The organism is Aliivibrio fischeri (assembly GCF_009727955.1).
Classification (GTDB): domain Bacteria; phylum Pseudomonadota; class Gammaproteobacteria; order Enterobacterales; family Vibrionaceae; genus Aliivibrio; species Aliivibrio fischeri_A.
Window position 1 is genome coordinate 345,226 of the sequence record NZ_WOBR01000004.1, and the last position, 26,718, is coordinate 371,943.

Consider the following 26,718-nt stretch of genomic DNA (forward strand, 5'->3'; position numbering starts at 1 on the left):
TGTGGTGGACATGTTATTTTATGATCTTATTATTGATATTTTGTATGTAAATTGTTGATTTTCAAAAATTAAATCTAATATTTCATTGTGTGGCTATGATAGTTGTGATTACTATCACGGCACATTAATTAAAAGCAAATATGATGAATTAAATCAAAATATGTAATTTTATTTTATCGTAATTAGTTGTTTTATAATGGAGTACAAACATGAAAAAGAATGCCATTGCATTAGGTATGTTGCTTTCTGGTCTTTGCTTTAGCTCAATCAGTTTTGCCGATGATTTACCCAATATTAAAATCTTAGCGACTGGCGGTACAATTGCTGGCGCTGGCCAATCTGCAACAGGCTCTAGCTATACGTCAGGAAAAGTAGGAGTTGATTCTTTGATTCATGCTGTACCTCAAATGACAAAAATTGCGGATATCAGTGGTGAACAAGTGGTTAGCATTGGTTCTCAAGATATGAATGATGATGTGTGGTTAACATTATCAAAACGCGTCAATGAATTACTAGCTCAAGATGATGTTGATGGTGTGGTTATTACCCATGGCACTGATACCATGGAAGAAACCGCTTATTTCTTAGATCTTACAGTTAAGAGTGATAAGCCAGTTATTCTAGTTGGTGCGATGCGACCATCAACAGCAATGAGTGCTGACGGTCCAGTCAATTTATACAATGCGGTGGTAGCAGCAACAGATAAAGATTCTGCTGGGCGTGGTGTATTGGTTGCAATGAACGACACGGTATTTGATGCTCGTGACGTAACCAAAACCAATACAACGTCTGTAAATACCTTTCAGTCACCGAATTTTGGTCCGTTAGGTTATATTCACAATGGCGATGTACAGTATCAACGTAGTCCTGAGCGTAAGCATACAACTGAAGCTGAATTTGATGTATCTAAGCTAAAAACGTTACCTAAGGTAGGTATTGTATACAATTATGCCAACGCTACAGCGTTACCTGTGACTGCAATGGTTGATGCTAAGTTTGATGGTATTGTGAGTGCTGGTGTTGGTAACGGCAATATTTATCACACGGTGTTTGATGAGTTAGCTAAAGCAAGTAAAGAAGGGGTTGTTGTCGTTCGTAGTGCGCGTACAGGGTCAGGTTCGACAACGTTGGATGCGGAAATTGATGATGCGAAATACGGTTTTGTGGCATCAGGTACATTAAATCCTCAAAAAGCACGAATTTTATTGATGTTGTCGCTAACTGAAACGGAAAACTATAAAGAAATTCAAAAGATGTTTCAGTATTACTAGGTGTAGTTTAGTTTTGTAAGTAAAAAAACAGCCAATATCCATTATTGGCTGTTTTCTATTTTGGAATGATGAAATGTTGATTGGTATTAAATACCTAATTTATCAAATGCCTAGCTCATCAAACAAAGAGTCATCAAAATCTTGATTAGATTCCTGTTTCTTCTCTTCTTTTTTACTTGAACGATGTTGATCTAATAGGTCATCAGCATCGAATTCATCTTCTTGCTCAAACTCTTCTAATTGAATAAATTCAGTCTTATCCATCGCTAATTCAAGATAAAAAATGTGATTGTTTTCAGTAGTGAAGGTCACTCGACGAGCTTGAGGACGATCTAGATTGGTGTCAACAGACAAGATTACTTGCTTGTTTAAAGACAACATTTTAGGTTGGTTTTGTGAAATCGTCGTTTGTAGTGTTTTACGGATCTGGCCTGTGAAATCACCTACGATTTGGTTCATTAGCTCACCTAGTACGTCACCCACCTCATCAGAAGTATGTAAAATCGCTAATTCTTCGGCTGGCATACCCATATTACGCATGTATTTTGTATATAGTTCTAGTGCAGCGTCTTTAGTGAAATTGGTTACCACAAGACCAGAAAAACCACCATCAAATAAAACAAAACAGCCAAAGTCTGGTTTTAAACTTGTTTTAGTTATCTTTTGTACCATAGCAGAATAGGTCACAGAGCTTTGAGTTGCTTTACTTAACACTCCTGACATTGAGCGACATAAGGTTAATAGGATATCGTCCGTCGTAATTATTTTTGATTTTCTTATTGCTGGTTTCATAGCGTTCTCTATTAAAAATGTCATTGATAATAATTATCAAAGCAAAATATGTGCCTTTAAAGCGGCAAATATTTATCGGATATAGCATATACCGGATGTTTTATCCAATCGAGATGTTGTAAAGTGTGTATAGAACAACATTATAGAGCTGAGGGATCAGCGAGTTAAGGAGCATGGAGCAATGTTACCAGTGTTACAATTTCAATCTACGATTGATCCAAAAGTTGTAGATTATTTAGAGCAATTAAGCCGTACTGATTTTAGTGGTGATATAGAAACGACATATTCGAGTCGTTTAGCTGTTGCAACAGATAACAGTGTTTACCAACAATTGCCGCAAGCCGTTTTACTTCCAAAGACAACAAAAGATGTCGAGTGTCTAACGACTTTGGCAAGTAAAGAAGAATATCGAACTATTCAGTTTTCTCCACGTGGTGGAGGTACGGGGACAAATGGACAATCTTTAACGCAAGGAATTGTTGTTGATCTTTCTCGTCATATGAATCAGGTATTAGAGATTAATATTGAGGAAGGGTGGGCGAGAGTTCAAACAGGTTTAATTAAAGATCAATTAAATGATGCACTTCGACCTCATGGCTTTTTCTTCTCTCCTGATTTATCAACCAGTAACCGAGCAACTATTGGTGGAATGATCAATACCGATGCTTCTGGTCAAGGTTCGCTTAAATACGGAAAAACATCAGATCATATTTTGGCGGTAACTGCTATTTTGGCAAATGGAGAATGCTTAAATACAGAGTTATCTTATGATCAGCAGCCAGAGAAAATACGTGGTGTATTAGATGTTACGGCTAAAGTGTGTCGAGATAATCGCCAGAAAATAGAAGATAAATTTCCGCCATTAAATCGATTCTTGACTGGGTATGATTTAAAAAATGCCTTAGATACCACTAATGATGAATTCGATATTACTCGTGTTTTATGTGGAGCAGAGGGCTCGCTTGCTTTTTTAACAGAAGCGAAGGTGAATATTACCCCTATACCTAAAGCTCGAACGTTAATTAATGTTAAATATGACAGCTTTGATGCGGCATTAAGAAATGCACCATTTATGGTAGATGCGAATGCGCTTTCTGTAGAAACCATTGATTCTCGCGTATTGAATTTTGCAAAGCAGGATATTGTTTGGCATACGGTGAGCGATCTGATCACCGATGTTCCAGATAAAGAAATGCTTGGTCTAAATATGGTGGAATTTGCCGGAGCCAATCTTGATGAGGTACAGCAGCAAGTTAATACTTTAATTGAAAAGTTAGAAGCATTGCAGCATTCGGGAACGGCAGGAATCATTGGTTATCAAGTAACAAGTGATGTAGCAAGTATCGGAAAAATATATACGATGCGCAAAAAAGCGGTAGGACTGCTTGGGGCGACAAAGGGAGCGGCAAAACCAGTCGCTTTCGCAGAAGATACTTGTGTGCCACCTGAAAATTTAGCCGACTTTATCCAAGAATTTAGAGAACTGCTCGACTCACACAAATTAAATTATGGCATGTTTGGTCATGTAGATGCAGGGGTTCTGCATGTGCGTCCAGCGTTGGATATGTGTGACCCTGAACAAGAAGCATTGATGCATACTATTTCAGATCAAGTTGTGGCTTTAGTCTCTAAATATGGCGGTTTAATGTGGGGAGAGCACGGTAAGGGTTTCCGATCTGAATATGGTCCAGAGTTCTTTGGTGAAGAACTATTCACGGAATTGCGTCGAGTAAAAACGGCGTTTGACCCATACAATAAGATGAATCCAGGAAAAATCTGTACACCATTAGACAGTAATGATGAATTGGTTAAAGTAAGTGGCATTAAGCGTGGATTTTATGATCGCCAAATACCTGTAGAAGTACGAGACAGTTTTAATCAAGCAATGGAATGTAATGGTAATGGTCTCTGTTTTAACTATGAAACCAGTTCGCCAATGTGTCCATCAATGAAAGTGACTGCTGATCGACGTCACTCACCAAAAGGCCGAGCAGGTTTAGTTCGAGAATGGTTGCGTCAACTTTCAGAGCAGGGTATAGATCCCATTGAATTAGAAAAACAGTTATTAACCAAGCGCCCATCAATTAAACAGATAATAGATCGCCTGAAAAACACATTTAATAAAGAAAGAGAATACGATTATTCTCACGAAGTTCATGAAGCCATGATGGGGTGTTTAGCTTGTAAAGCGTGTGCGAGCCAATGTCCAATAAAAGTGGATGTGCCAAGTTTTAAGTCACGATTCTTAAATATCTATTACAGTCGTTATCAACGTCCAATGAAAGATTATATGGTTGCAAATATCGAGACTATGCTGCCGTTAATGGCTAAAGCACCAAAATTGATTAATGGTGTTTTAAAGCAATCTATAACAAAAAGCATTACGAAGAAAACACTCGGTTATGTCGATATGCCTCTTCTGTCTATACCGACATTGAAAGAGCGTTGTAGAACAAATGATATTGTAGAGTTTAACCTGAAACAGCTATCAGAACTTTCAGAGAAAGAGCGTCAGAAGCATGTACTCATCGTTCAAGACCCATTTACGAGCTATTACGATGCTGAAGTGGTCAGTGATTTTATTGAATTAATACAACGACTAGGATTAAAACCGGTACTTTTGCCATTTAAACCGAATGGTAAAGCACAGCATATAAAAGGCTTTTTAAAACAGTTTTCTTCTACCGCAAAAACAAGCAGTGAGTTTTTAAATCAAGTTGCTAAGCTTAATATTCCAATGGTTGGCGTGGATCCTGCTTTAGTTCTTTGTTACCGAGATGAGTATAATGAGATTTTAGCTGATAAGCGTGGTGATTTTGCCGTGTTAACCGTTCATGAATGGCTATATCCTCGGTTATCCTCATTTGATAAAGCGACAGTATTTGATACCAGAGCTTGGCAATTATTTGCCCATTGTACGGAAAAAACGAAATTGCCGAACGCGGAGAAGGAGTGGGGGGCAATTTTTAGTCATTTTGGTTTACAATTAAATACGGTTCCAGTTGGCTGTTGTGGCATGGCAGGAACGTATGGGCATGAGGCAGAAAAATTAGCCTCATCCAAAGCGATTTATGAATTAAGTTGGAAAGGAAATCTAGCTAGTTTGGATAAGGAACGTTGCTTGATTACAGGTTATTCATGCCGTAGTCAGGTTAAGCGATTTGAAGGACAGCAGTTAAAGCATCCATTACAAGCGCTACTGACTAACATATAATGATCTAACTTTGCGCTACTTTGTGGTAAAGTAGCGCGAAATTCCTGTAACGAGTTAAATGCAAACGGACTGTATTGTGTTTGTTAAAACTATTGTAAGTTGATTTTTACAGGTTGGTATATTGTGTTTGTTGTTTTCATTAGAGTTGTAATATAAATGAGCAGTGCCGAATTAATTAGACGTATTCCGCAAATGAATGTTTTAGTGTTTACTGAAAAACGTGAACGCAGTACTCAAATTCGTCAATTTTTTCAAAAAGCGGGTTTTAAAAGCGCGGATAATTTTAATCTTGGCATGAAAGCATCAGATCTACCTGTCTATGATTATTATTTTATTGAATATCATTACTCTTCGCATGAAGTAATTGCTGAAATTGTAGATAACGCACGAGCGAAGGCCAAGTTTGGTAAGCGACCTATTTTTATTGTTGATATTGAAAATGAAGATTCTCAAGTTGATGATTTAAATGCTAGAGAGTTATTTCCTGATTTTATTGTTAATAGTCCTATCAATTATGGATATATTGATGAATTAATTAAAAAATCATTTAATTTAACATTATTGATCGAAAAACTCATTGCGGAAGTAAAAGGGTCACAAGCTGCTTTTATCAAGCGAGCACAAACGTTTACTGGCACATATAAAAATAGAATGTTGTTAAACATGACGTTGGAAGAGTTGTATAAAGCAAAAGACTTTATGACGTTCAAAAAGGTTTATCAACGACATGATAAAAGCGAAATCATGCCACAAAACTTAATGGCGTATTGTCAAATGGTTGAAAAGCCAAAAGCAATACCTGTTCTTGAGTTGTTATTGCGTTCTAAGAAGTATTTATTTAAAGCTAATTTAATGTTGGCTGAAATATATGAAGAAGCAAAACAAAAAAGTAAGCAGCAAGCGTCGTTATCAAAAGCGTTTGAGAATAATCCAAAAAGTGATAGTGCTTTTTATTCGTATTTAACATTTATTATTGAGAATAATGAGCACTCTCTTATTCATAATATGATAATGAAACGTTTTTATCATATTGGTATTACACCAGTAACATTAAATAAAATGATTTTGGATATTGCTGATACAGTATATAAATCGAATCATCAGTTTAATAAAGAAAAGTATCGACGCTTTTTTGGTCAATTAGTTATAACGTTGAAAAAACGTGTATCAATGGATAAGCGTGATGAATTGCAAGGTTATATTAATATCTTTATAGCGCGACAATTGTTTAAACAAGGTAAGCGTTATAAAGCAAAAGCAATTGCAGCGACTTGTTATCATCGATTCTTATCTGAGCGTAAAGTGGCTTCAGATGAATTTCGTGTTGCTACATTTGGCGTTTTAGCTATGGCTGGTGAAGTGAAGTTGTGTGTTGCTTTGTATAAAGTGTTTGATCAAGCGAACCTCAAAAAGAATTCGCCACAATTACTGCAACAGTCGATGGTGCATTTTCAAAAACTAAATAAAGTGTACCAATGGCTTAGAGCTCAAAAATCTGCAGATGAAAACAGACTTCAGTTGATCAAGATAGGACAGACGTATCCGTATTCATCAGATTTAAACTATATGCTTCTTACTTTAACGCTGAAAGGTAAGAACTTAATGAGAAATCCTGAAAATATCAAACAGTGTCTAGCTATTATTCATAGAATGGAGCGCACAAATAACACTGCAGGGTATGAGAATGTAATGTCTTCTGTTGAACAAAACAAGAAAATATTGATCGATGTTTTGTTAGGTAGTGCATAATTTTCTACTTCTTTTTTGCTCAATAGGTTTTATCCATCACAGAGATAGGAAAGAGCGATTTAGCAATTTTCCAAAAATAGTCCACACTTAAGTTATCGAAGTAAGCGATAGCACGTTAGGGGGCTATAATGGAAAATAAAAAAGTAAAACAATACATGAGTGTACGACCTCTATATTTGACAGCGGATATGTCATTAGCAGCGGCGTTAGATCAATTTATTACTTCACAACATATTGGTGGTCCAGTTGTTAACGAGCAACGTGAAGTTATTGGGTTTATTTCTGAACAAGATTTAATTAAGTCATTGTTAGGTGTGAGTTATCACTGCCAAGATACACATGTTGTTGCAGATGTAATGAAGACTGAAGTGTTAACCGTTACACCTGATGATGCGATTGTTGATTTGGCACAGACAATGACAGAAAACAAACCAAAGATTTATCCTGTGGTTGAAGGTGGCAAGTTAGTTGGGATTATTACTCGTCGTAACGTTCTTCAGGCTATAAGTGAATCAATAGGTCACTGTTTTAAACACCCAGTTTAATTTTCATCATATCTTCTTATAAAAAGACACTTCGGTGTCTTTTTTTGTTTCAAATAAAAAATATTCTTGACCTTGGAGTTAACTCTAAGGTTTATAGTTAATGGTGAGAGTGAATTCAAACCTAACATTTAACAAAGGAATATCTCATGTGTACTACTCATAAATCGACACACAGTCATGATCATAAGCACAACCCATCAAGCTCATGTTGTGCAACGCCAAAAATATCAACTATCAAAGCGGAAAGTGCTACTACGGATTGTTGTAATAGTGTTGATAAACCAACGAGTTCTGATTCATGTTGTGGTTCAGACCCTGGAGAATCAGACCCCTTAGTTGTCATTCCTCAAGTATCCGAGAAAGGTACGTTATCTCGTAGTTGGCTTATTTCTGATATGGATTGCCCAAGTTGTGCGGCAAAACTAAAAAAAGCAATTCTTGCCATTCCAGATGTTGTTGATGCGAACGTTGTTTTTGCAACAGAAAAACTTACTGTACGAACAAATGATGAATTAGTATTTGATGTTGTTGAAAGCGTTGCTAGAACAACGGGTTTTCCGCTAACCGATATTAATGCTAAAAATCCATCAGAAAATGCAGCTCAACCATTTTGGAAAAAGAACGCATTATTATTGCTATTGGTTGCTTTTTTAGTGATTGCTACAGGCATTAATATAGTAAACAAAGAGCTTGGTACTATTGCATTTACTGTTGCAGGTCTGTTTGGTTTGATTCCGATTGGCCGTAAAGCCATTCGTTTGGCAAAAAATGGTTCACCATTTTCCATTGAAACCTTAATGACGGTTGCTGCTATTGGTGCCGTGTATCTAGGTGAAACCGTTGAAGCGGCAATGGTCATCTTATTGTTTATGTTAGGTGAGCAATTAGAAGGTTACGCATCAGCGAAAGCGAGAAGCGGCGTTAAAGCATTAATGGATTTAGTGCCAGATACCGCTCTACGAATTAATAGTGATGGAACTAAAGAAGAAGTTGCAGCCTCTGAATTGAATGTAGGTGATCGTGTGCAGGTGAGCCCTGGTGACCGATTAGCTGCGGATGCAATTTTACTTTCTGAGTTTGCATCGTTTGATGAAAGTGCTTTAACTGGTGAATCTGTACCTGTTGATAAAAAGGCAAACGATCCATTGATGGCTGGTTCTATTGTTAATGATCGTGTTATTGAAATTCAGATCACTTCCGCTCAAGGTGAAAATGCCATTGATCGTATTCTTCACCTAATAGAAGAAGCAGAATCACGTAAAGCACCATTAGAGCGTTTCCTTGATAAATTTAGCCGTTGGTATACTCCGGCAATGATGGTGCTGTCGTTATTGGTTATCATTATTCCACCACTAATGTTTGGTCAGTCATGGGATACATGGATTTATCGTGGTTTAGCTATGTTATTGATTGCTTGTCCATGTGCATTAGTAATTTCTACACCAGCAGCGATTACTTCTGGTTTAGCAACGGCTGCAAAGCGTGGCGCATTAATTAAAGGTGGCGCTGCTTTAGAAGAGTTAGGTCATATCCAAAATATCGCTTTTGATAAAACAGGCACATTGACGCAAGGAAAACCTGTTTTAACCGATATTCGAGTATTAACTGAAACCGAAACGGAAGAGAGTATTTTACTTCAATCAGCAGCGGTAGAGATGGGCTCATCGCATCCATTAGCAAGAGCTGTTGTAGTTAAAGCACAAGAGCAGGGACTAACAGTTATTGAGGCAGATAATCGTGAGACGGTTGTTGGTAAAGGTATTAAAGGAACGGTTAACGATCAACATATTGAATTATATGCACCTCAACAATTTGATGGCGAAGTTATTCCTGAAATTGAAAGCCAAATCGCTTTCTTAGAGCAGCAAGGTAAAACGGTTGTTCTGGTGCTGATTAATGAGCAGATCTCTGGGTTATTAGCATGGCGTGATGAACTTCGTCCTGATGCTAAAATTGCTGTAGAAAAGTTGGTTAAATTAGGAATTAAACCAATCATGCTTACTGGTGATAATGAGCGAGCAGCAAAAGCCATAGCAGCAGAGTTAAATATTGACTACAAAGCGGGTTTATTACCTTCTGATAAAGTGAAATATGTTGAGCAATTAACCGCTAATGCGAAAACGGCAATGGTAGGTGATGGCATTAACGATGCACCTGCGATGAAAACGGCATCTATTGGTATTGCGATGGGAGGCGGAACCGATGTGGCACTGGAAACTGCAGACGCTGCATTGACTCACAACCGCTTAGAAGAGCTTGCACCAATGGTGGCACTATCAAAAGCAACACTAAGTAATATTCACCAGAACATTACATTAGCGCTTGGTTTAAAAGCCGTCTTCTTAGTGACTAGCTTGCTTGGTATCACAGGGTTATGGGTTGCTGTGTTAGCTGACAGTGGTGCAACGGCTCTCGTAACCTTAAATGCACTTCGCTTATTACGTTTTAAAGAAAAAGAGTAATAAGATTATTTCGAAATTAATTATAAAACAGGTAAAGCCAACAGTTTTCTGTTGGCTTTTTTATGAATATGCAATTTCAATCAATTTTTGAATGTTTACATCATCAATTTGTTCAGAGATTAAAAACTTATCTGCATAGTTTAGGTAAACTTCATCAGTTAAAAATAAGCTAAACAAGGAAGCGTCAATATGTTTATTTTTTGCCATAAAAGCTAATATTTTTAAGGATTCAGATAATTTTTTAGGTGTTTTATAAGGACGATCACTAGCCGTTAATGCTTCAAATATATCTGCGATAGCCATCATTCTTGCTGTGATAGGCAGCTCTGATGCTGGAATACCATAAGGGTATCCTTTTCCTGACATTTGTTCATGATGGCCCCCTGCAATAAGAGGTATATTTTTTAGATGGTCAGGATAGGGCAGCGTTTTGAGCATATTAATAGTTTGAATAATATGATCATTAATTAAAAAACGCTCTTCATTAGTTAGAGTGCCGCGTTGAACTGCGAGATTATATATTTCACCATGATTAAATTTGAATGGGTACGGTTGTAGATTAAATTGTTCATCTGTTTTTCTGTTTAGAACCCAAGGAATAAGATGGCTACTGTTATTTTGTAAAACCGTTTCAATTGAGGGTGTTTGCTTATCATTATCCGAGAGTAGCTGTGTTTCTTCCCATGATAGCCCTAGTCGTTTATCCAAAGTTCGAGTAAAAGTTCTTGTAGCAAGGTTATGCAAACGATCAATATTGTCATTGTGATAAAACTCATCACCTATGTTAGATTGAGCGATAAAAGCAAATTCTTCATCTAGTTCTTTTATTGTTCTGAGATAGTTTTCTTGTAATAAAGTTGCATTTGATTTGTCATCAATAAGCTTTTTTAAATACGTGATTTCGGCGTCTCTTTTGAGCACTTCATAACGAGTCCGTATTTCATGAATACGGTTAGTAAACATATCTAGTTTTGTTGCTTTATCAATAACATGATCAGCGGTTGTTAATTTTCCACAATCATGAAGCCAAGCAGCAAGGTAGAGTTCTTCCCATTCTTGTTCACTTAAAGAAAAGTCTTTCCATTCAGATTGGTTCTTTTGAGCCGCTTTAGCTAACATAAGAGTTAGCTCTGGTACCCGTTGGCAATGATTTGCAGTATGTGTTGATTTTGTATCAATGGCTGAAGCAATGGATTGAGTAAAAGCGGTAAATAAGGCTTTTTGCTGCTCAAGAAGGTTATGTTTATTAATAGAAATCGCAACGATTTGAATTAAGCGTTCAATAAATATTAACTCATGTTTAGATAGCTTGTGTGCGCTCGAAGGAGCAATGATTAAGCATCCAATCAGTTTTTTCTTGTCATTATGTAGGTTGAAATAATGCTGATTATTATCAATAAAGTGCGCTTTCTTATGGTGTTGTATCGGTATTTCTTCATCGCCTTCAACACTAATTAATTTGTTGTCCTTACTTATAACAAATAGATGGCTTCTACTTAGTGTCATTTTATGTATTTTATTATCAATAACAGTACCAAGCTGAAATAAATTATCGGTCTTTGCAATCATAAATATTACTTTTAGAATATCATGAATAGTCCTATCCATAGAAATCAAGGTGCTATTTATATTGTCTATTTCTTTGACAATGGATTTTTGTTTTTTTTGTTGATTAAATTGAAAGTTTTGTATTTTTTCAGCATTGTTGAAGAGTGTAACTAGCCGGTTAGAAATATAAGATGATGATAGGTATATGATTATTATGGCGAGTAAAATATAGAAAATAATACGATTGAATAAGTTGTTAGATATGTAATTAAAGTTATGATTAATTAAACTTTTAGGTATCAGTGATACAAAATAAAGCGAACTGTTATTCAACTTATGAACAAAAGCGGTGAATGTTGAACCATCGAGAGAAACGGTATCATGCTTATGATGTAATACTCCTTGTAGTTGGGAATAAGATAAAGGAGTTGGAACATGGTCAGAATAGATTATTTCCTTTAATTTATAATCATAAAGATAAAACCCAACATTTGGTTTATTTACGAGTTGATGATCAGTAGTTTCAAAAAATATGGATGTCGATATCTGTAGAATAACTTTAAGATTAGAGTTTTTAGAGCGGTTTAGGTAGAGATATTCATCAGTAAAAGTATAGCTCTGTGTTGTTTTCCAAATATCGTTGATGAATGAGTTAGAGGCGAAAGTAGCTTCTATTTCACCATTAACATTTTTCAAATTGATACCATGTTTTTTAGAATTATAGATATACACATTAGTGAGTGCAGGGGAATGAGTAAAAGTCGACGAAATAAAGCTAATTAAAGATACAGGAAGGTCATTAATATCGAGTTGTTTTATGTTAGATATCTCATTAGCTACAGCTTCTATTTGATAGATAGTGAAGTTTACATTGTTGCTGATGAGTTGTTGGTGAAGCTCTGCCACATCCGATATGTGCTCAGATGATAATTGAGTAATTGAGATTTTTATATTTTGATATATAGGAGCGGAAAACAAAATGAAAATAGTTGCAAACATGATAAATAAGTAGCTCTTTAATGAAATCCGTTTCATAGGCACTCTCTCTTCTTTTTTTATTATCATTAAAATTAGATTATAAACACACAGAAAACCAATTATTTACTTGAAAAATTATATAACTTATCCAAGACTTATTTTATACATATTAAAATAATTAGGTGACGTTAAATGGATTTGTTGTCTTCTTACTACTCTACTCAAAAGAAAGTGATGCTGAAGGTTTTACCATCGTCATTGCTTATCAATATTTTATCATTAGCGATTCCGTTAGTTGTGCTACAAATTTATGATCGAATCCTACCAAATCAGAGTTATGGCACTGCTGTATTGCTAGTTTGCGGTGCCAGTGTTGCTATTTTACTTGATGCATTTCTACGATTTGTTCGTTCTTGGATTCTAGCTGCCGCTTCAATAAATACAGAAAAAAGTATGTACTCTTATATATTGCATCAGCTCACTGAGTTGCCCGCAAAAGAACTGTTAAGTTTAAAACCCGGTAATTTGCAAGAAGGATTAAAAGGGATTTCTTCAATTAAAGAATTTTATTCTGGTGGATTATTAAGTGGGCTAATTGATGTACCTTTTGTTTTGATTTTTCTCTCATTGGTTGCTTATGTTGGTGGGGGGCTTGTTTTTATTCCAATAATTGTTTGGATCTCTGCGGCCCTGTTTGTTTGGTTGTTTTCAAATAAATCATATCAACACGCAAAAATAGCTGCGGAGAATGAAATTAGTCGTATGAACTTTTTAGTCGTGGTATTTACTATGCTTGAAGGGGTGAAAAAACAAGCAGCAGAGTCGAGAACATTTCAATACTTTAAACAATTAAACCAAAATCGATGGTTGTCCGTCGCTGAATCTGAACGAAATACCGCTATTGCTCAGGAATGTATTCAAATAGCTGCGCTGGGAACCTCAGTGGTTATGGTTATTATTGGAAGTTTGTTTGTGCTATCTGGCGATTTAACCACTGGTGGACTCGCCGCTTGTTCTATTTTGTCGGGAAGAGCGGTTGCTCCTATGAGTGCTTTGGTTGGATTGAGATTGAAATACAGTTCGTTTCAAGTTGCAAATCATTCAGTCAACGATTTATTTGAGAACATAGCATCACATGAAACAATTAAATCAGAAAAATTACCAACGTTTGAATCCTTAACAGCTGAAGGTTATACGATTGAACGCTTTGGTTCTTGTTACCAATTAGATTTTTGTGTGCAGAAAGGAGAAATTATTGCCTTAAACGGTAAGGATACCGACCTACTTAGTCAAGTGATGGCTAACCTATCAGGATTAGATGCAAAGGCAGGTGGCCAATTATGTTGGAATAACAATGTATCTGTCGGTGATTATTATGATTACCGCCATCAAACTGCATTTGTAACCAGTCGTCCAATTCTTGTTTCAGGCTCTTTATTAGATAATTTGACGGGGTTCAACGTCGATAGAGTAGGAGATATTGAACCTTTAATAGAAGCGCTTGGCTTAAATAACATCATAGCGGATCTTCCTAATGGTTTGGAAACAAAGATCGGGGCTCAATTAGGAGATCAACTAAGCCAGGGTGCTATCAAATTGGTTTCGTTAGTGTGCCAATTGGCAAAGCCGACACCGTTGCTGTTTTTAGATAAACCAGAGATAGCTCTAGATATTGAGTCTGTAACAAGGTTAGCAAAAGTGCTGTCATTGTTATCAAAAGAGGGAAAAACAATTATTTTAAATACAGACCATCCTAGCTTAGTTGAATTAGCTCAAAAACGAGCTGAGCTTATGCCATTACAAGGAGAAAGTTAATGGATAAGAATTATCAATCTGAAGTCATTAATTTATTGATGGCGATGGACGTAAATACGAATGTTCATGCCTTTAGCCGAGAGTGGATTGCATCAAATAAGCTTGAAGATGTTAATGATATTTTTACCTTATTGGATCGTTTAGGAATTGCTTATACTGTTCACCCTTATTCGAAGGCATTAGCATCAACGTCACATTTAGCGGCACTGTATATAAATGATGATGAAATTAAAGTATGTCGATTTTTATTGAATGAATTTCAAGCTTATCAACAAGGTGAGTTTGAAAGTGAAATTTGGCCTGAAAATCAGCTTTCTTCTCTTGTCGTTCTTATTCATGAACAACCTAAAGAGAAAAATGTACCTGATTGGGTAGGTGAACGGATTAGCAAGTTTAAGCCATTGTTACCTAAGCTTTTATTGGTTAGTTTTTTTGCTAATCTTTTTGCGTTAGTTATCCCCTTTATTACGATGTCAATTTATGATCATGTTATTGGTGGGGATGCAGAGCATGAGTTGCTTGGGATAGCTATTGGAGCCGCTTTATTATTTTTAATGATGCTTTTGTTAAAGGTAATTAGAAGCCAGTTACTTACAACGATTTCAAATCGGATCAGTCGAGAAATATCAGAAACTGTATTATATCGAGTTTTTCGATCTTCATTATTAGCTAATCGCTCATTACCATCATCTGCTTTAATGTCTCGACTCACAACAGCTGAAAGCTTTAAAGGGTTACTTCAAGGCCCACTAGGCGGAGCTTTATTTGATTTACCTTTTGTTTTGCTTTTTCTTATTGCGATTGGATTCTTAGGTGGTTGGCTCGTTATCGTTCCTGTCATTTCTTTACTTTGTTATTATGGATTAGCTCACCACAGTCAAAAAAAATTAGCTAGATCTTCCCATCAAATAACAGTATCAGGTACAACACGTTATTCGTTACTATTTGAATTAAATAGTAAATTAGCTTTTATACGTAGTGCGAACATGAGTAAGTTTTGGATAAAACGTTTTGAAAAAGCTAATGTTTTAGCGGCAAAGAATGGCTTCTTTCATAATGCGCATCAAGCCAAATATACGTCAATTTATTATGCATTAGGTCTACTCAGTACATTGGCAGTAGTGGCTCTTGGTATTGATCTTATTTTTAATCAAGTGATGACCGCTGGGGGATTAATTGCCACCATGATGCTTATATCAAGGATCACGGGACCAGCTCAAATGCTCGCTAATAGTAGTGCTCGTTTTACTCAAATTAAGCAAGCAAAATTACAAATCAATCAATCAATGAATCAAAAAGTGGAAGGTGACTTTTCCTTTCAACACCATTCATTACCGTCAGATAATCCAACCATAGAGTTAGAGCAAATTACTTTGCGTTTTCCACAACAAATGAAACCTGCACTCTCAGGACTTTCTTTGAAAATAGAACCAGGTCAAGTCGTGGCTATTACAGGGCCAATGGCAAGTGGGAAAACAGCGTTACTTGAATTATTGGCAGGCTTAAACCAACCACAGAACGGGGTAATTAAGGTTAATCACCATAATTTGTCACAATATGACCCTCAAATATACAGACAATGGTTAGGATACTACTCAGCAAAGCCGGAGTTATTATTATTAACGGTTCGTGAATTTGTAAGCGATAACAAAAGCATTGATGATGGTCTTATTATTAATGCAATTAAGCAGGTGGGTGGCGAAGCATGGTTTAGAACATTACCTAGCGGTTTAGATACTCAGTTAAATGAATCTGTTGTAGTGAATATCTCTCACGCTTTATCTGGATATGAAGCAAAGATCTTATCACAAGCGAAGCTGTACCTTCATGAATATCCATTGTATTTATTAGATAATCCGGTAATGGATATTCCATCTCGAGATCTTTTCAAGCAATGGCTTTTGCAACGCAGAGGGCGATCGACCATTGTGTTTTCATCTCATGATCCTGAATTAATAAAGCTAGCAGATCAAGTTATAGTGCTTGATGGTGGGACACTTGTATACGCTGGGCCATTACCAGAAACGTCGAATTTAGAGGCAGCATCGGAGGCATCTCTATGAATAAACAAAATGTAGATATTATTGAATCAAAAGTCACAGCTCGTTTATTGACATTGAGTACTTACTTTATTGCTGTTTGTTTGATTTTATTTATAGGGTGGTCGGTATTTACTAATGTTGATGAGATTGCCAAAGCAAAGGGGTCAGTTATCCCTGAAGGAGAGCGTCAAATCATTCAAAGTGAGACTGGTGGTCGGCTTAAATCAATTCTGGTATCTGAAGGTGATTTAGTCGTAAAAGGACAAACACTGATTGAGTTTGATTCCAAATTTCAAAATACAGCTCTAGATGAATTGAATGCCCAAAGAGCAGCTTTAGAACTTACTATTGAACGTTTGAACTCATTGGTTGAAACTCGAGATCCTGATTTTTCGAAATACGCTGATTTTTATCCTAGACAGGTATCACAGCAGTTAAAGCAACTCGCTGCCGAGAAAGAATTATTTTTCCAAAAACGAAGCGCAGTGATTAAGGAACAAGCTCAGGTCGCCGCGGAATTAGAGGGATTACAAACGCAATTACCCGTTTATCAACGTCAATTAAACGCGACTAAACAAGAATTAGACATATTAATTAAGGGGCAAAAAGCAGGGAATATCTCTAAGTTAAGAGTGCTAGAAATGAAGCAGAAGTTAGCCTCGATTGAAAAAGAAATCCAACAAGCAAAGAGCCAAGAGAATGTGTTAAAGCGTAAAGCAGAAACCGTTGGCGCTCAGTTAAAACAGTTAGGTGCAGAGGCCAGAGTTCAGGCTAATATAGAACGTTCTAAAGCTGAAGTTGATTTAAGCGGATTAAGAGCTCGTATTCGTTCTGGTAAAGAAAAGGTGTTGGATACTGTAATTAAGTCACCAGTTAAGGGGTTGGTTCAAAGTATCCCTTCTACTCAAAATGGGGGGGTCATTACTCCCGGAGGGACGATAGCAGAGATTGTTCCTGTCGGCGGTAAAGCGGATTTTAAAGCTCGTTTATCACCGAGAGATATTGGTTTCGTGAACGTAGGTCAGCCAACTCGAATCAAGATTGATGCGTTTGATTACAGCCGTTTTGGTGCTTTAAAAGGGGAGGTTGAAAGTATTTCACCGACCACAAGCCAAAGTGAACGAGGTGAAATCTATTATGAAGTCGTAGTGTCGGTTGATACGCCATACTTCCGCGATAACCCAGAAAGCTTTTCTATTTTGCCTGGTATGACGGGAGAGGTAGACATCACTACTGGTGAAAAATCTGTATTCCAGTATTTATGGAAACCGATCTATACCAATGTGAGTGTCGCATTTGGTGAAAGGTAATCGCTATAAAGAGTTGCTGAGATTAAACGAATAAAAAACAGCAAAGAATATAAAGGGAGCACATCATGTGCTCCCTTTTATTTAGTCTCGTTGCTGATTAATTATTAGGATCGATATCCGGCAGCCCATCTAAGTCGTTGTGATGGTGATGCTCATCATCTTGGTTATGGTTGATGTTTGCATCATGGTGTTCAAGCGCATCTGACATATCCAAGTGCGCTTGGTCATGTGTTGCTGCATCTTGTTGGTCGACTTGTGCAAGGACGATATCCATGTCTGCGGGTTGGTCGTGAACCGTTGTCGATGTCGCATCGGGTTTAATGCCCAATGCATCCAGATAAGCTGCTGCACCATGGTGGCTGGTTTTCTGGTCAGGTTCTTGGTGAGCGTGCTGGGTAAAATCTAGATAACTGTCATCGCTTTGCGTAACGGTAAAGTCTGCTTGCGAAGCCATGTCAGGCTCGTCATGTAACACCGGAGGAGGTGGCGGTGGAGCTGGGTGGGAGGAATGGGCGATAGGGGTTATTGTCATATCAACCACTTCAGTTCCAACTGTCAGCTTTCCACTATGTCCAGGCCCATGACTGAGTATCTGGATATTCACATGGGCGACAACTTCATCTTGATTTGTGCCTTGCAATGCCACTTCAAACTTGTCTTCATGCTGGCCGACTCCCGAAGCGCTACCATGCGGGCCGGTGTGAACCTGAGCTTGCTCTTGATAATGTAAATGACCAGTCTGAGGGTCAATAGTTAATGTCCCGTATTGGCCATGATGACTAGTGACATACTGTCCGTTAGGTAAATGGATTCGCCAACCGCTTTGTGCCGTTGCTACCGGAGTTAACGATGGTAATAGTGGTGGAACCCCAAGCGTGCCAGATACTTGGTGGCTTCCCGATGGTGGTCTGACAATGATAGGTTCAGGTATAGCGCTTGCGGCAAAACCTTGGCTACCTGCGGTATTACCGTGTTCGTCAGTCATTGTTGCTTGTACATTAGAACCCGGATGAACTTCAATTTGTATTCCGTGCTGTAGAGTATGAGCATCTAATACATGATCCTGACCATTAACGACAAGATGCTCACCGATTTTGGCATCACCAGGAGGCGTAACGGTTGCTGTGATCGTATTTGCATGGCCTCGGGCAATTTCAGCTTTGCTGTATAAGTTGTCTGCACCTGCGTTTTCAAAAGTAATCGTAGGAACGCTAACCTGTGTATCGACTTGGTAAGTAACATCTGCAGTGGCATGAGCGCTATTACCTGCGGTATCTGTTACCGCTACTGATGCCTCTATTTTTTGGTCAGCATCAGCAATGAGTTCACTGCCAGGTACGGCAATTGAATAGTGTCCTTTTGCATCGACCACGCCAGTATGCTGTGTCCCATTTACATCTAAAGTCACAATGTCACCTGCATTAAAATCGCCAGAAACGGATCCGGTGATGTCAATGGAGCTGCTGGATTCTTGAGCATTAATCACATTGTCGGCGGTAATCGGGTCTGTTTGAATACCGACGTGTACTTGTGTATCTATATGGACGGAAAGAAGCGAAGAGGTAGCCGGTAGCACTGACGAAGGAGCCAACGCTTTGGCGGATAGATTATGATCGCCTTCCGATAAGCTGCTTACGGCAACACTATATTGGCCAGAGGCATCAGACACCGCGTGTCCAACGGGTGTTGAACCATCGTAAATAGTGACTTTCGAGAATGGAATATCAGTGTGTCCGGTAATCGTTGGCGTAGTGTCGTTGGTAAGGTTGTCAGTGTTCGACGAACCCGAGTCACTCGTTGATGCCAAATTCAATGTCACCGAGTTTGTTGGCGCTACGTTGGTGACCATTAGCAAGGTTGGTAGTGTCGTTGTAACCGTAGGTGGTTGAAGCACTGAGGTTGATATGACTAGGCCACCCGTTGGTGACATGGTGACATGTCCCGAGGCATCAAAGGTGATGAATTTCGAATCCTCAGTATGGCCGTCGCTGACTTTGACTTCGAATACATCGACACCATGATAGGAGTTGGTGGCAGAGTTATAACTCATCCCTGTGATAGACGTATTTGGTGTGTAGACGTAGTCACCAGTGTTTGGATCGACGGATAGTGAACCGAACTGACCCGCAGAGCTGACGACAGAGAACGTATGAGTGTCATTAACGTCTACATCTGTCTCTGTCAATGTGCCTGTCGTTGATGATGTTTGGTTAACTCCGAGAATCGGTGCGTCATTGGTTCCGGTAATGGTAACCACGATATCATGGTGCGTGCCATCTGCAGATTGAACCGTGATGGTTTCAGTGTCTGTCTGACCTTCGCCAAGCTGTTGAATTATAGGATGGTTGTTATCAAGGTCGTAAGTCCAGTGACCATCTACATCGATATGAGCGTGCCCATAGCCTTTGCTTCCGGCTATTCCAGCTCCACCCTGTACCGCGGTAAACCCTGCTGTTCCATCAGGATCACTCGCAGTCAACGTACCTGACGCTTGAAGTGTTATGTCTTCTTTGGCCGTTCCTGTGGAGTCTCCACTGAATGTTGCAGGGTCAGCGACACTCGCTATATTAATGAGTATTGACCCTTCTTTTGAATCAACATGACCATCGTTTGCGGTAAATTGCACCGCCCCCAATCCGCTAACACCAGAACTAAAGTAGTTGTGAGTTGGGGTGAAGATGAGTGATGAAACGTCGGAGGCACTGACGTCATCGCCAACATTCACCGTGGTGCCATTCAGCGTTAACACGCCATGGGCGACATTGGTAATCGTGATATGGTTTAACGCATCCCCATCAATATCTGAATATTTAAAGTCGGCGGTAGTGAACGCATGCGGTTTGTCTTCTAGTGAACTAATGAAACTCGATCCAACGATAGGTGCGTCATTCACTGCATTGACGTCCACTATCATCGTTGCACTTGCCGAATTTTTATGGCCATCATTCGCAGTGAAGCTAAATTGCGCATAGTTGGCGCCGTTTTCATTATTGATCGGCGTGAAAGTTAAATGACCTGCGTCTAAGTCAGCCTTGCTGATTTGCTGGTTGGCGGTTACGGCGTTACCATTTAGAAGTAATAATCCATGACTCGGTATGCTAGTAATGGTCACGAACTGCAATACGTCGCCATCCTGATCACTGTAACCAAATTCACTGGTCGTAATGGTTCTGGTGATGTCTTCATTTGTAGATACGGTTTGTCCTGTGACCGTTGGCGTATGCTGTAGGGGTGGGGTGACTTCAATAGAGAGAGAGTTTTGAGAAGAATCTCCTATTGGGTTACCACCATCATCGCCGACACGATAAACCATACTTGGCACTTTACCTGTAAAGCCAGCTTCCGGGGTGAAGGTATAATGACCATTCGCTTCGATCACGAGCGTACCGATCCCGGTCATAGTATGTGGTTGCCCCGGCCTTACCGCGACATAACCTGACACGGGGTCTTTTATTTGAATATCTTGCAATACTAAATGCGCATTGGAATCGGTGTCTGTTGCTGCACCACTCAACCCTTGATCCGTCCCAGAGCCAGTAAGTAGATTCCCTTCGATTGGACCACTATGTTGAACACCAGAATCACTGAGGCTGTGAAGGACTGGGTCGTCGGTCGTGCCATTTATGGTTACTGTTATTGAATGTTTGGTTCCATCTTTTGAGGTCACTTCAATATGGTCAGTCAGTGTTTGCCCATTATCTAAGTCTTGAATAGCAACATTGTTATTATCTGCTGCATAGACCCATATGCCACTGCTGTTAATCACAAACTGGCCATAGGTGCCACTTTGGGTTAAGTGATGTTGACCATTCAAATCCAATGTGGCTTCACCTTGGCCATCCGCGTCAGAAACAATAAGATGCCCGTTGCAAGTTAGAGCGTCTTGAATGGTTGTGGCACCAACAATATGTAGGTTGTGGTGAAGGCTTGTGTCTTCATTTACGCTGCCTGAATCACCAGTAAATGTTGCGACATCATTAACAGCAGCAAGAGACGTGTTTGCTCCTGTATGAGCTATGCCACCGTGTCTATCGGCAACATCGTAAGTAAAGTGGACCGTTCCGTTGTAATTAGGGTCGGGGTTAAAGGTAAAACTACCATCTGAATTTGATACTAAGCTACCGTGGTCTGCAGTTAAGTTTTGAACGTGTAACCAACCTCTATCGTTAGTATCAACATTGGTAGCATTGGCGATTAATTCAGCTTGTGTAATATGAATTGAAGTATCTTCCTTACCTGAAGGCAAAGTGACTTCACCACTAACTGTTGGGTCATCATTATTGCCATGCACAACAATGGATACACTTTTCGAAACATGGCTACCATCAGTAGACACAGCCTCAACCGTAAAGTGTTCCCAATACTCGTCACCGTCTCCTAGTTTTTTCGCTTTGTTCTGGTCAACGTCGTAATGCCATTGTCCATCTGTACTTAGATGGAACGTGCCATATTGTCCACTAATGCCTGTTGTTGGTGTTTGTGTCCAACTCACCGTATCGTGAAGGTCAACATCGTGAGCTATTACGCTGCCGGAAACTGAAGCACCTGTTTGGGCATTTTCTACGACATGGCCAAGTTCTGACTTAGAATCGATTACGACCCCATCCTCTGTGCCGTTAACCTTAACCGTAATAGGAAATTCAGTACCGTCGGTTGCTATTAGCTTTATAGATTCGGTTAATGATTCACCATGCTTTAATTCTTGAACGTGAACATTATTATTGTCGCCAATATAACTCCAAGAATGCTCACCTTGATGTGGCCCACTGGTAATGGTGTGGAATTGGAATTTACCATAGGGTGTTGTAACGTCGAGATCAGATCCTAAATCCCATGTGTATTGTTTACCCGCAAATTCGACAGTGACTTGAGTATTAGGGCTGTCTACATCAGTCACTTGTAGCGCTTGCCAATCTACAGCATCCATAATATTGGCATTCGTAGACATATGAGTGGCGATATCTTCAGTTGCAACACCATGATCAATGCCAGAAATAATGGTTTTGTCATCGACTGCCGAAAGTGTCGTATTCGCTCCGGTATGGGTAAGCCCACCATGAGCATCTTGTACATCATAAGTGAAGTGTACTTGACCGTTGTAATTATGGTCTGGAGTAAACGTGAATGTACCGTCTTTGTTGTCAACGAGAGTGCCGCGATCCGCATGCAGATTGGCGATGGAGAGTTGCCCTGCATCGTTAGTATCAACATCTACCGTATTTGCTAGCAACTCGGTTGTCGTGATGGTTTGTGCGAGGTCCTCTTTTCCGCTGTTGAGCTGAACCTCTGAAGAGCAGTAAGGGCGGTCATTGTCGCCATGAATGGTGATATGAATATCGTGAGTGGTGCCATCAGCCGATTTGACGGTAACAGTATCCGTTATCGATTCACCTTGACCCAGATGATCAATTTTCCTACCCGTTGCGTCTTGGCCTATGGAAGCATAGTAGCTCCAATCTCCGTTACTCTGAAGTATTACATGTCCGTGTGTACCTTGGTAAGTACCTGTTTGAGCGTGGCTTTCACCGGAGTCTGGATCAACAATCTTTAGGTGACCATCGGTGTGTATTTCGTCGTTCCATAATTTACCGATGTTTCCATGCATATGATTTGGTGAACGATCATCGACGTAGCCGCCAGATATTGAACCGTCTGGCGCAGTATAGGTATGCCCTTCATGAACATCTCCCGTATCGCGGCCAGTGAACTGTGCAGTATCGCTAACCGCGTCAATATGCAGTGTGTTCGTTGCTTCATGTGAGTCGACATGTCCGTCATTAACGGTGAATTTAAATTGAACATCACCGTTAAAATTTGGGGTAGGGACAAACTGGAATTTAGCGATATCGGCAGTAGCAATACTTTGACCTGCCGTGATGTCGTGTCCATTGAGTACAAACTTACCTTGAGCTGCTGGAGGTAGGTCAGTGATCGTGATTGAATGCAGCGTATCGCCTGTATCGACGTCGGTGAATCCGAACTGACTCGCCTGCATTTGATAATTTGTATCTTCTGTGCCATTGCTGAGAACCACTTTGCTGACTGTCGGTGCGTCATTGGTTCCGATGACATCGATGTTTAAGTCGTAAGCGGTACCATCGAAGCTATGTACTCGATAGGTGACCGTTTCAACTTGCCCTTGTGCTAGGTGTTGAAGAGCCGCGTTGTCGACGCTATATCCCCAATTACCCGCGCTATCAATTCGAAGCATACCACCAAATGGGTCGTGAATACGAGTCTCACCAAATTGGCTGTATTGGAACTTATCTTCGCCGCTGTCTGGATCGATGACTTGAAGTTGTCCGTTGGCTAGTTCAGTTGTTGTCCCGCGGTTGTGATTTGCATGAGGTCCATCTTCAATAACACTTCCAGTTGTTACCTCAGAAATAATGGCTTTGTCTGGGGTTGCTACGAGAGAGGTATTTGCACCGCTATGAGTTGTCCCTCCATGAGTATCTTTAACATCATAAGTGAAGTGAACGTTGCCATTGTAGTTTTTGTCTGGTGTGAAGGTATAAGTACCATCTTTATTATCAAGGATTGAGCCATGGTCAGCATGCAGGTTAGCAATGCTCAGTTTGCCTACATCATTGTGGTCTACATCAATACTATTGGCGAGCAATTCCACTTGAGTAAGGGTTTGTGGTAAATCTTCCTTCCCTGAATTAAGTTGAACGTCACCAGAGACGTAAGGTGCGTCATTGCCGCCATGAATCGTAATCACTATATCGTGTGTCGTGCCATCTTTGGTGGAAATGGTGATGGTATCGGTTAGGGTTTCACCTGCACCCAGTTTATCAACAGTCGAGCCTACCGTCGTTGCTGATAGTCCTCGATGCCAATCATGCGTACCTGCTGCAACCGAATAGTTCCAACTACCATCACTATTGAGCTGCAAATGCCCATACTGACCATTGTATGCATAGGTTGCCCCGTGTGTATCGAACACAGATTCACCGCTATCAGGGTCCACGATGGTGAGCTGGCCGCTTGTTGTGAGGGAGTTCTGTCCAAGAATCGCCATGCCCGGTTGAGCATAGTTGGGTGACATATTTTGTCCAGCTTGGTTCTCATACACATCGCCAGTATCAACGCCTGCAACCTTAGCGGCATCATTGGTACCGGTAATCACAATCTCTAGGTTTTGTGTTGCACTTGCACCATGCTCATCGGTTACCTTTACAGGAATAGTCAAGGTTTGAATTTGACCTTGAGCTAGATGCTGGTATGCATGGTTGGCAGGATCGAAAGTGTAGCTACCGTCAGCGTTAAAGGTTAGCCCATCAATGGGGTTAGCTATCGCATAAGTCAGGCTAGATTTATCGTCAATATCGTTGCCAAGCATTTGCCCGTTGAGTTGTTGACCATCTTCGGTGACGGAATGTGTTTGTGCGGTTAATGTGGGTACATCGTTAGTTCCGATCACATCAATGGTCAGGCATTGCTGCGTGGCCGCGCCGTGAGAATCCGTAATTTGATAAGTAACCGTTATCGTGGAATGCTCCCCCTCAGCAAGGTGTTGAAATGTCTGACTAGTTGGTTCGACATGCAAACGGTCATTGGATATGCTAAATCCATCTGGCAAACGAGTCGTTTTACCATCGACTTGGAGTAGAAATTGGTGACCCAATGATAGAGCATCCCCGTCGGGATCATGGGTGCCACCTAATAATGGCAGATCATAAGCGTGGGTTTTATCTTCAGTAAAATGACTATGCAAAGGAGTAGCAATGGGAGCATCATTAGTACCGGTAATCACAATCTCTAGGTTTTGAGTAGCACTCGCACCATGTTCATCGGTTACCGTCACAGGAATAGTCAGGGTTTGAATTTGACCTTGTGCAAGTGATTGATAGCTCGCGTGGGAAGGGTTAAAACTGTAGCTACCGTCAGCATGAAAGGTTAGTCCATCAATAGGGTTAGCTATCGTATAAGTGAGGCTAGCTTTATCATCAATATCGTTGCCAAGCATTTGCCCGTTGAGCTGTTGCCCATCTTCTGTGACGGAGTGTGTTTGTGCGGTTAATGTTGGCACATCATTGGTTCCATTGATGGTGATAGTAATTTGATGAGGTGTGCCGTCAGCAGAATGAACGGTAATCGTATCGGTTGTCTTTGCTCCTTGTCCTAGCGCTTGAACGGTAGGGTTTGTGTTGTCTAGATCGTAAGTCCAAGCCCCAGAATCTGTGAGATGTAGTGTACCTAAATTACCCGCAATATCCGTATTTGAGAAATGGGCTTCGTTGAGGTCAGGGTCTATTATGGTCAGTTGACCGGCAACATGTGTGGTTATGTCTTCTGTTGCTATTGCCGAATCTTGTCCTGAAATACTAGCGTGCTGTTGTGAAGGATACGTATTTAGCACGGCAGGGTGTGTGCTTACCAACGCAGGAGTGTGGTTAATTGTATGGTTTTGTACAGGTGTAGAGAGAATTCTTGTAGGGATTACCGCATGAGAAGTTAAATGGGAACTATTCCGAATACTTGGTGTTACTGTTGCTATATGATTATTTGTATCACCTTGAATTGATTCAGCTTTATTTATTTCATTTTTAATTGAATGACCAGGATATGACGCTATTGATTCATTATCATGAGAGTCAGATTCTTTTAATGCAGTGTTTCCTATATTTGAATTTAAGTCTTTTTCATCTATATGCTCTTCTGGAGTAAGAGTTTTAGATAAAGAAAAGCTTGGTAAAATTAACATTAATTGAGGGTATAGAGAGAATCTTCTTGCTTGATAGCTTCGGGTTTTATTTTTTTTCTTGTCGAATGATGACTTTTCTTTTTTTGAATTAAGAATTGATTTAGCTTTATTACTTAAGCTATGTTTCTCTAATTGCTTTTTCATCCATGACCTCAAATTACAATATATAACTTATTATAAGTTAAGGATATAAGTGGATAAAAATCCAATAATTAAGAATTATAATTATAAAAATGAGATGTAAAGAAAGGTCAACTTAAACTTGTTATCAGTTGATTATAT

Annotated in this window: 11 protein-coding genes; 8 read left to right on the forward strand and 3 right to left on the reverse strand. The window is 39.5% G+C overall.

What is annotated here, in order from left to right; all coding sequences use genetic code 11:
• The first annotated feature begins 209 nt into the window (after nt 1-209).
• Nucleotides 210-1,271 carry an L-asparaginase 2 gene (gene ansB, locus GNP81_RS05080; RefSeq protein ID WP_155674549.1) on the forward strand — a complete coding sequence of 354 codons (1,062 nt, stop codon included), beginning with the start codon at nt 210-212 and terminating at the stop codon, nt 1,269-1,271.
• 102 nt (nt 1,272-1,373) lie between these two features.
• Here the strand turns inward: ansB and GNP81_RS05085 are convergent, their stop codons facing one another.
• Nucleotides 1,374-2,063, reverse strand: a complete 690-nt coding sequence (locus GNP81_RS05085; RefSeq protein WP_012533529.1) for a DUF3334 family protein — start codon at nt 2,061-2,063, stop codon at nt 1,374-1,376.
• 181 nt (nt 2,064-2,244) lie between these two features.
• Between GNP81_RS05085 and ydiJ the strand changes: the two genes are divergently transcribed.
• The 4 genes from ydiJ to GNP81_RS05105 all read left to right on the forward strand — a co-directional run bounded on the left by ydiJ (nt 2,245) and on the right by GNP81_RS05105 (nt 10,033).
• Entirely contained in the window at nt 2,245-5,277 is a 3,033-nt protein-coding gene (ydiJ, locus tag GNP81_RS05090; RefSeq protein ID WP_155674548.1) for a D-2-hydroxyglutarate dehydrogenase YdiJ, read from the forward strand.
• Between the two features lie 156 nt (nt 5,278-5,433).
• On the forward strand, nt 5,434-7,026 hold the full coding sequence (locus tag GNP81_RS05095) for a tetratricopeptide repeat protein (protein WP_155674547.1): 1,593 nt from the start codon (nt 5,434-5,436) through the stop codon (nt 7,024-7,026).
• A 128-nt stretch (nt 7,027-7,154) separates the two neighbouring features.
• Nucleotides 7,155-7,571 carry a CBS domain-containing protein gene (locus GNP81_RS05100; protein WP_005419725.1) on the forward strand — a complete coding sequence of 139 codons (417 nt, stop codon included), beginning with the start codon at nt 7,155-7,157 and terminating at the stop codon, nt 7,569-7,571.
• A gap of 146 nt (nt 7,572-7,717) precedes the next feature.
• Complete coding sequence (locus GNP81_RS05105) at nt 7,718-10,033, forward strand: zinc/cadmium/mercury/lead-transporting ATPase (protein ID WP_155652422.1); 2,316 nt, start codon at nt 7,718-7,720, stop codon at nt 10,031-10,033.
• Nucleotides 10,034-10,093: 60 nt separating this feature from the next.
• Here the strand turns inward: GNP81_RS05105 and GNP81_RS05110 are convergent, their stop codons facing one another.
• Nucleotides 10,094-12,616 carry an HD domain-containing phosphohydrolase gene (locus tag GNP81_RS05110; protein ID WP_155674546.1) on the reverse strand — a complete coding sequence of 841 codons (2,523 nt, stop codon included), beginning with the start codon at nt 12,614-12,616 and terminating at the stop codon, nt 10,094-10,096.
• 135 nt (nt 12,617-12,751) lie between these two features.
• On the opposite strand from GNP81_RS05110, the gene GNP81_RS05115 reads away from it, so the two are divergent.
• The 3 genes from GNP81_RS05115 to GNP81_RS05125 are packed head-to-tail and all read left to right on the forward strand — an operon-like array spanning nt 12,752 to nt 17,726.
• A complete protein-coding gene (locus GNP81_RS05115) occupies nt 12,752-14,374 on the forward strand; it encodes an ABC transporter transmembrane domain-containing protein (protein WP_155674545.1) in 1,623 nt (540 codons plus the stop codon).
• Nucleotides 14,374-16,437 carry an ABC transporter transmembrane domain-containing protein gene (locus GNP81_RS05120; protein ID WP_155674544.1) on the forward strand — a complete coding sequence of 688 codons (2,064 nt, stop codon included), beginning with the start codon at nt 14,374-14,376 and terminating at the stop codon, nt 16,435-16,437. Before GNP81_RS05115 ends, GNP81_RS05120 begins: the two co-directional genes overlap by 1 nt.
• A complete protein-coding gene (locus tag GNP81_RS05125) occupies nt 16,434-17,726 on the forward strand; it encodes an HlyD family type I secretion periplasmic adaptor subunit (RefSeq protein ID WP_155674543.1) in 1,293 nt (430 codons plus the stop codon). Before GNP81_RS05120 ends, GNP81_RS05125 begins: the two co-directional genes overlap by 4 nt.
• 97 nt (nt 17,727-17,823) lie before the next feature.
• On the opposite strand, the gene GNP81_RS05130 is transcribed toward GNP81_RS05125, so the two are convergent.
• Nucleotides 17,824-26,580, reverse strand: coding sequence for a VCBS domain-containing protein (locus GNP81_RS05130; protein ID WP_155674542.1), 8,757 nt, complete (start codon nt 26,578-26,580; stop codon nt 17,824-17,826).
• Nucleotides 26,581-26,718: the final 138 nt, after the last annotated feature.

Bases quoted from the DNA above. Each gene is read 5' to 3' on its own strand.
- ansB (WP_155674549.1), top strand. From the start codon at position 210: ATGAAAAAGAATGCCATTGCATTAGGTATGTTGCTTTCTGGTCTTTGC.
- GNP81_RS05085 (WP_012533529.1), bottom strand. From the start codon at position 2,063: ATGAAACCAGCAATAAGAAAATCAAAAATAATTACGACGGACGATATC.
- ydiJ (WP_155674548.1), top strand. From the start codon at position 2,245: ATGTTACCAGTGTTACAATTTCAATCTACGATTGATCCAAAAGTTGTA.
- GNP81_RS05095 (WP_155674547.1), top strand. From the start codon at position 5,434: ATGAGCAGTGCCGAATTAATTAGACGTATTCCGCAAATGAATGTTTTA.
- GNP81_RS05100 (WP_005419725.1), top strand. From the start codon at position 7,155: ATGGAAAATAAAAAAGTAAAACAATACATGAGTGTACGACCTCTATAT.
- GNP81_RS05105 (WP_155652422.1), top strand. From the start codon at position 7,718: ATGTGTACTACTCATAAATCGACACACAGTCATGATCATAAGCACAAC.
- GNP81_RS05110 (WP_155674546.1), bottom strand. From the start codon at position 12,616: ATGAAACGGATTTCATTAAAGAGCTACTTATTTATCATGTTTGCAACT.
- GNP81_RS05115 (WP_155674545.1), top strand. From the start codon at position 12,752: ATGGATTTGTTGTCTTCTTACTACTCTACTCAAAAGAAAGTGATGCTG.
- GNP81_RS05120 (WP_155674544.1), top strand. From the start codon at position 14,374: ATGGATAAGAATTATCAATCTGAAGTCATTAATTTATTGATGGCGATG.
- GNP81_RS05125 (WP_155674543.1), top strand. From the start codon at position 16,434: ATGAATAAACAAAATGTAGATATTATTGAATCAAAAGTCACAGCTCGT.
- GNP81_RS05130 (WP_155674542.1), bottom strand. From the start codon at position 26,580: ATGAAAAAGCAATTAGAGAAACATAGCTTAAGTAATAAAGCTAAATCA.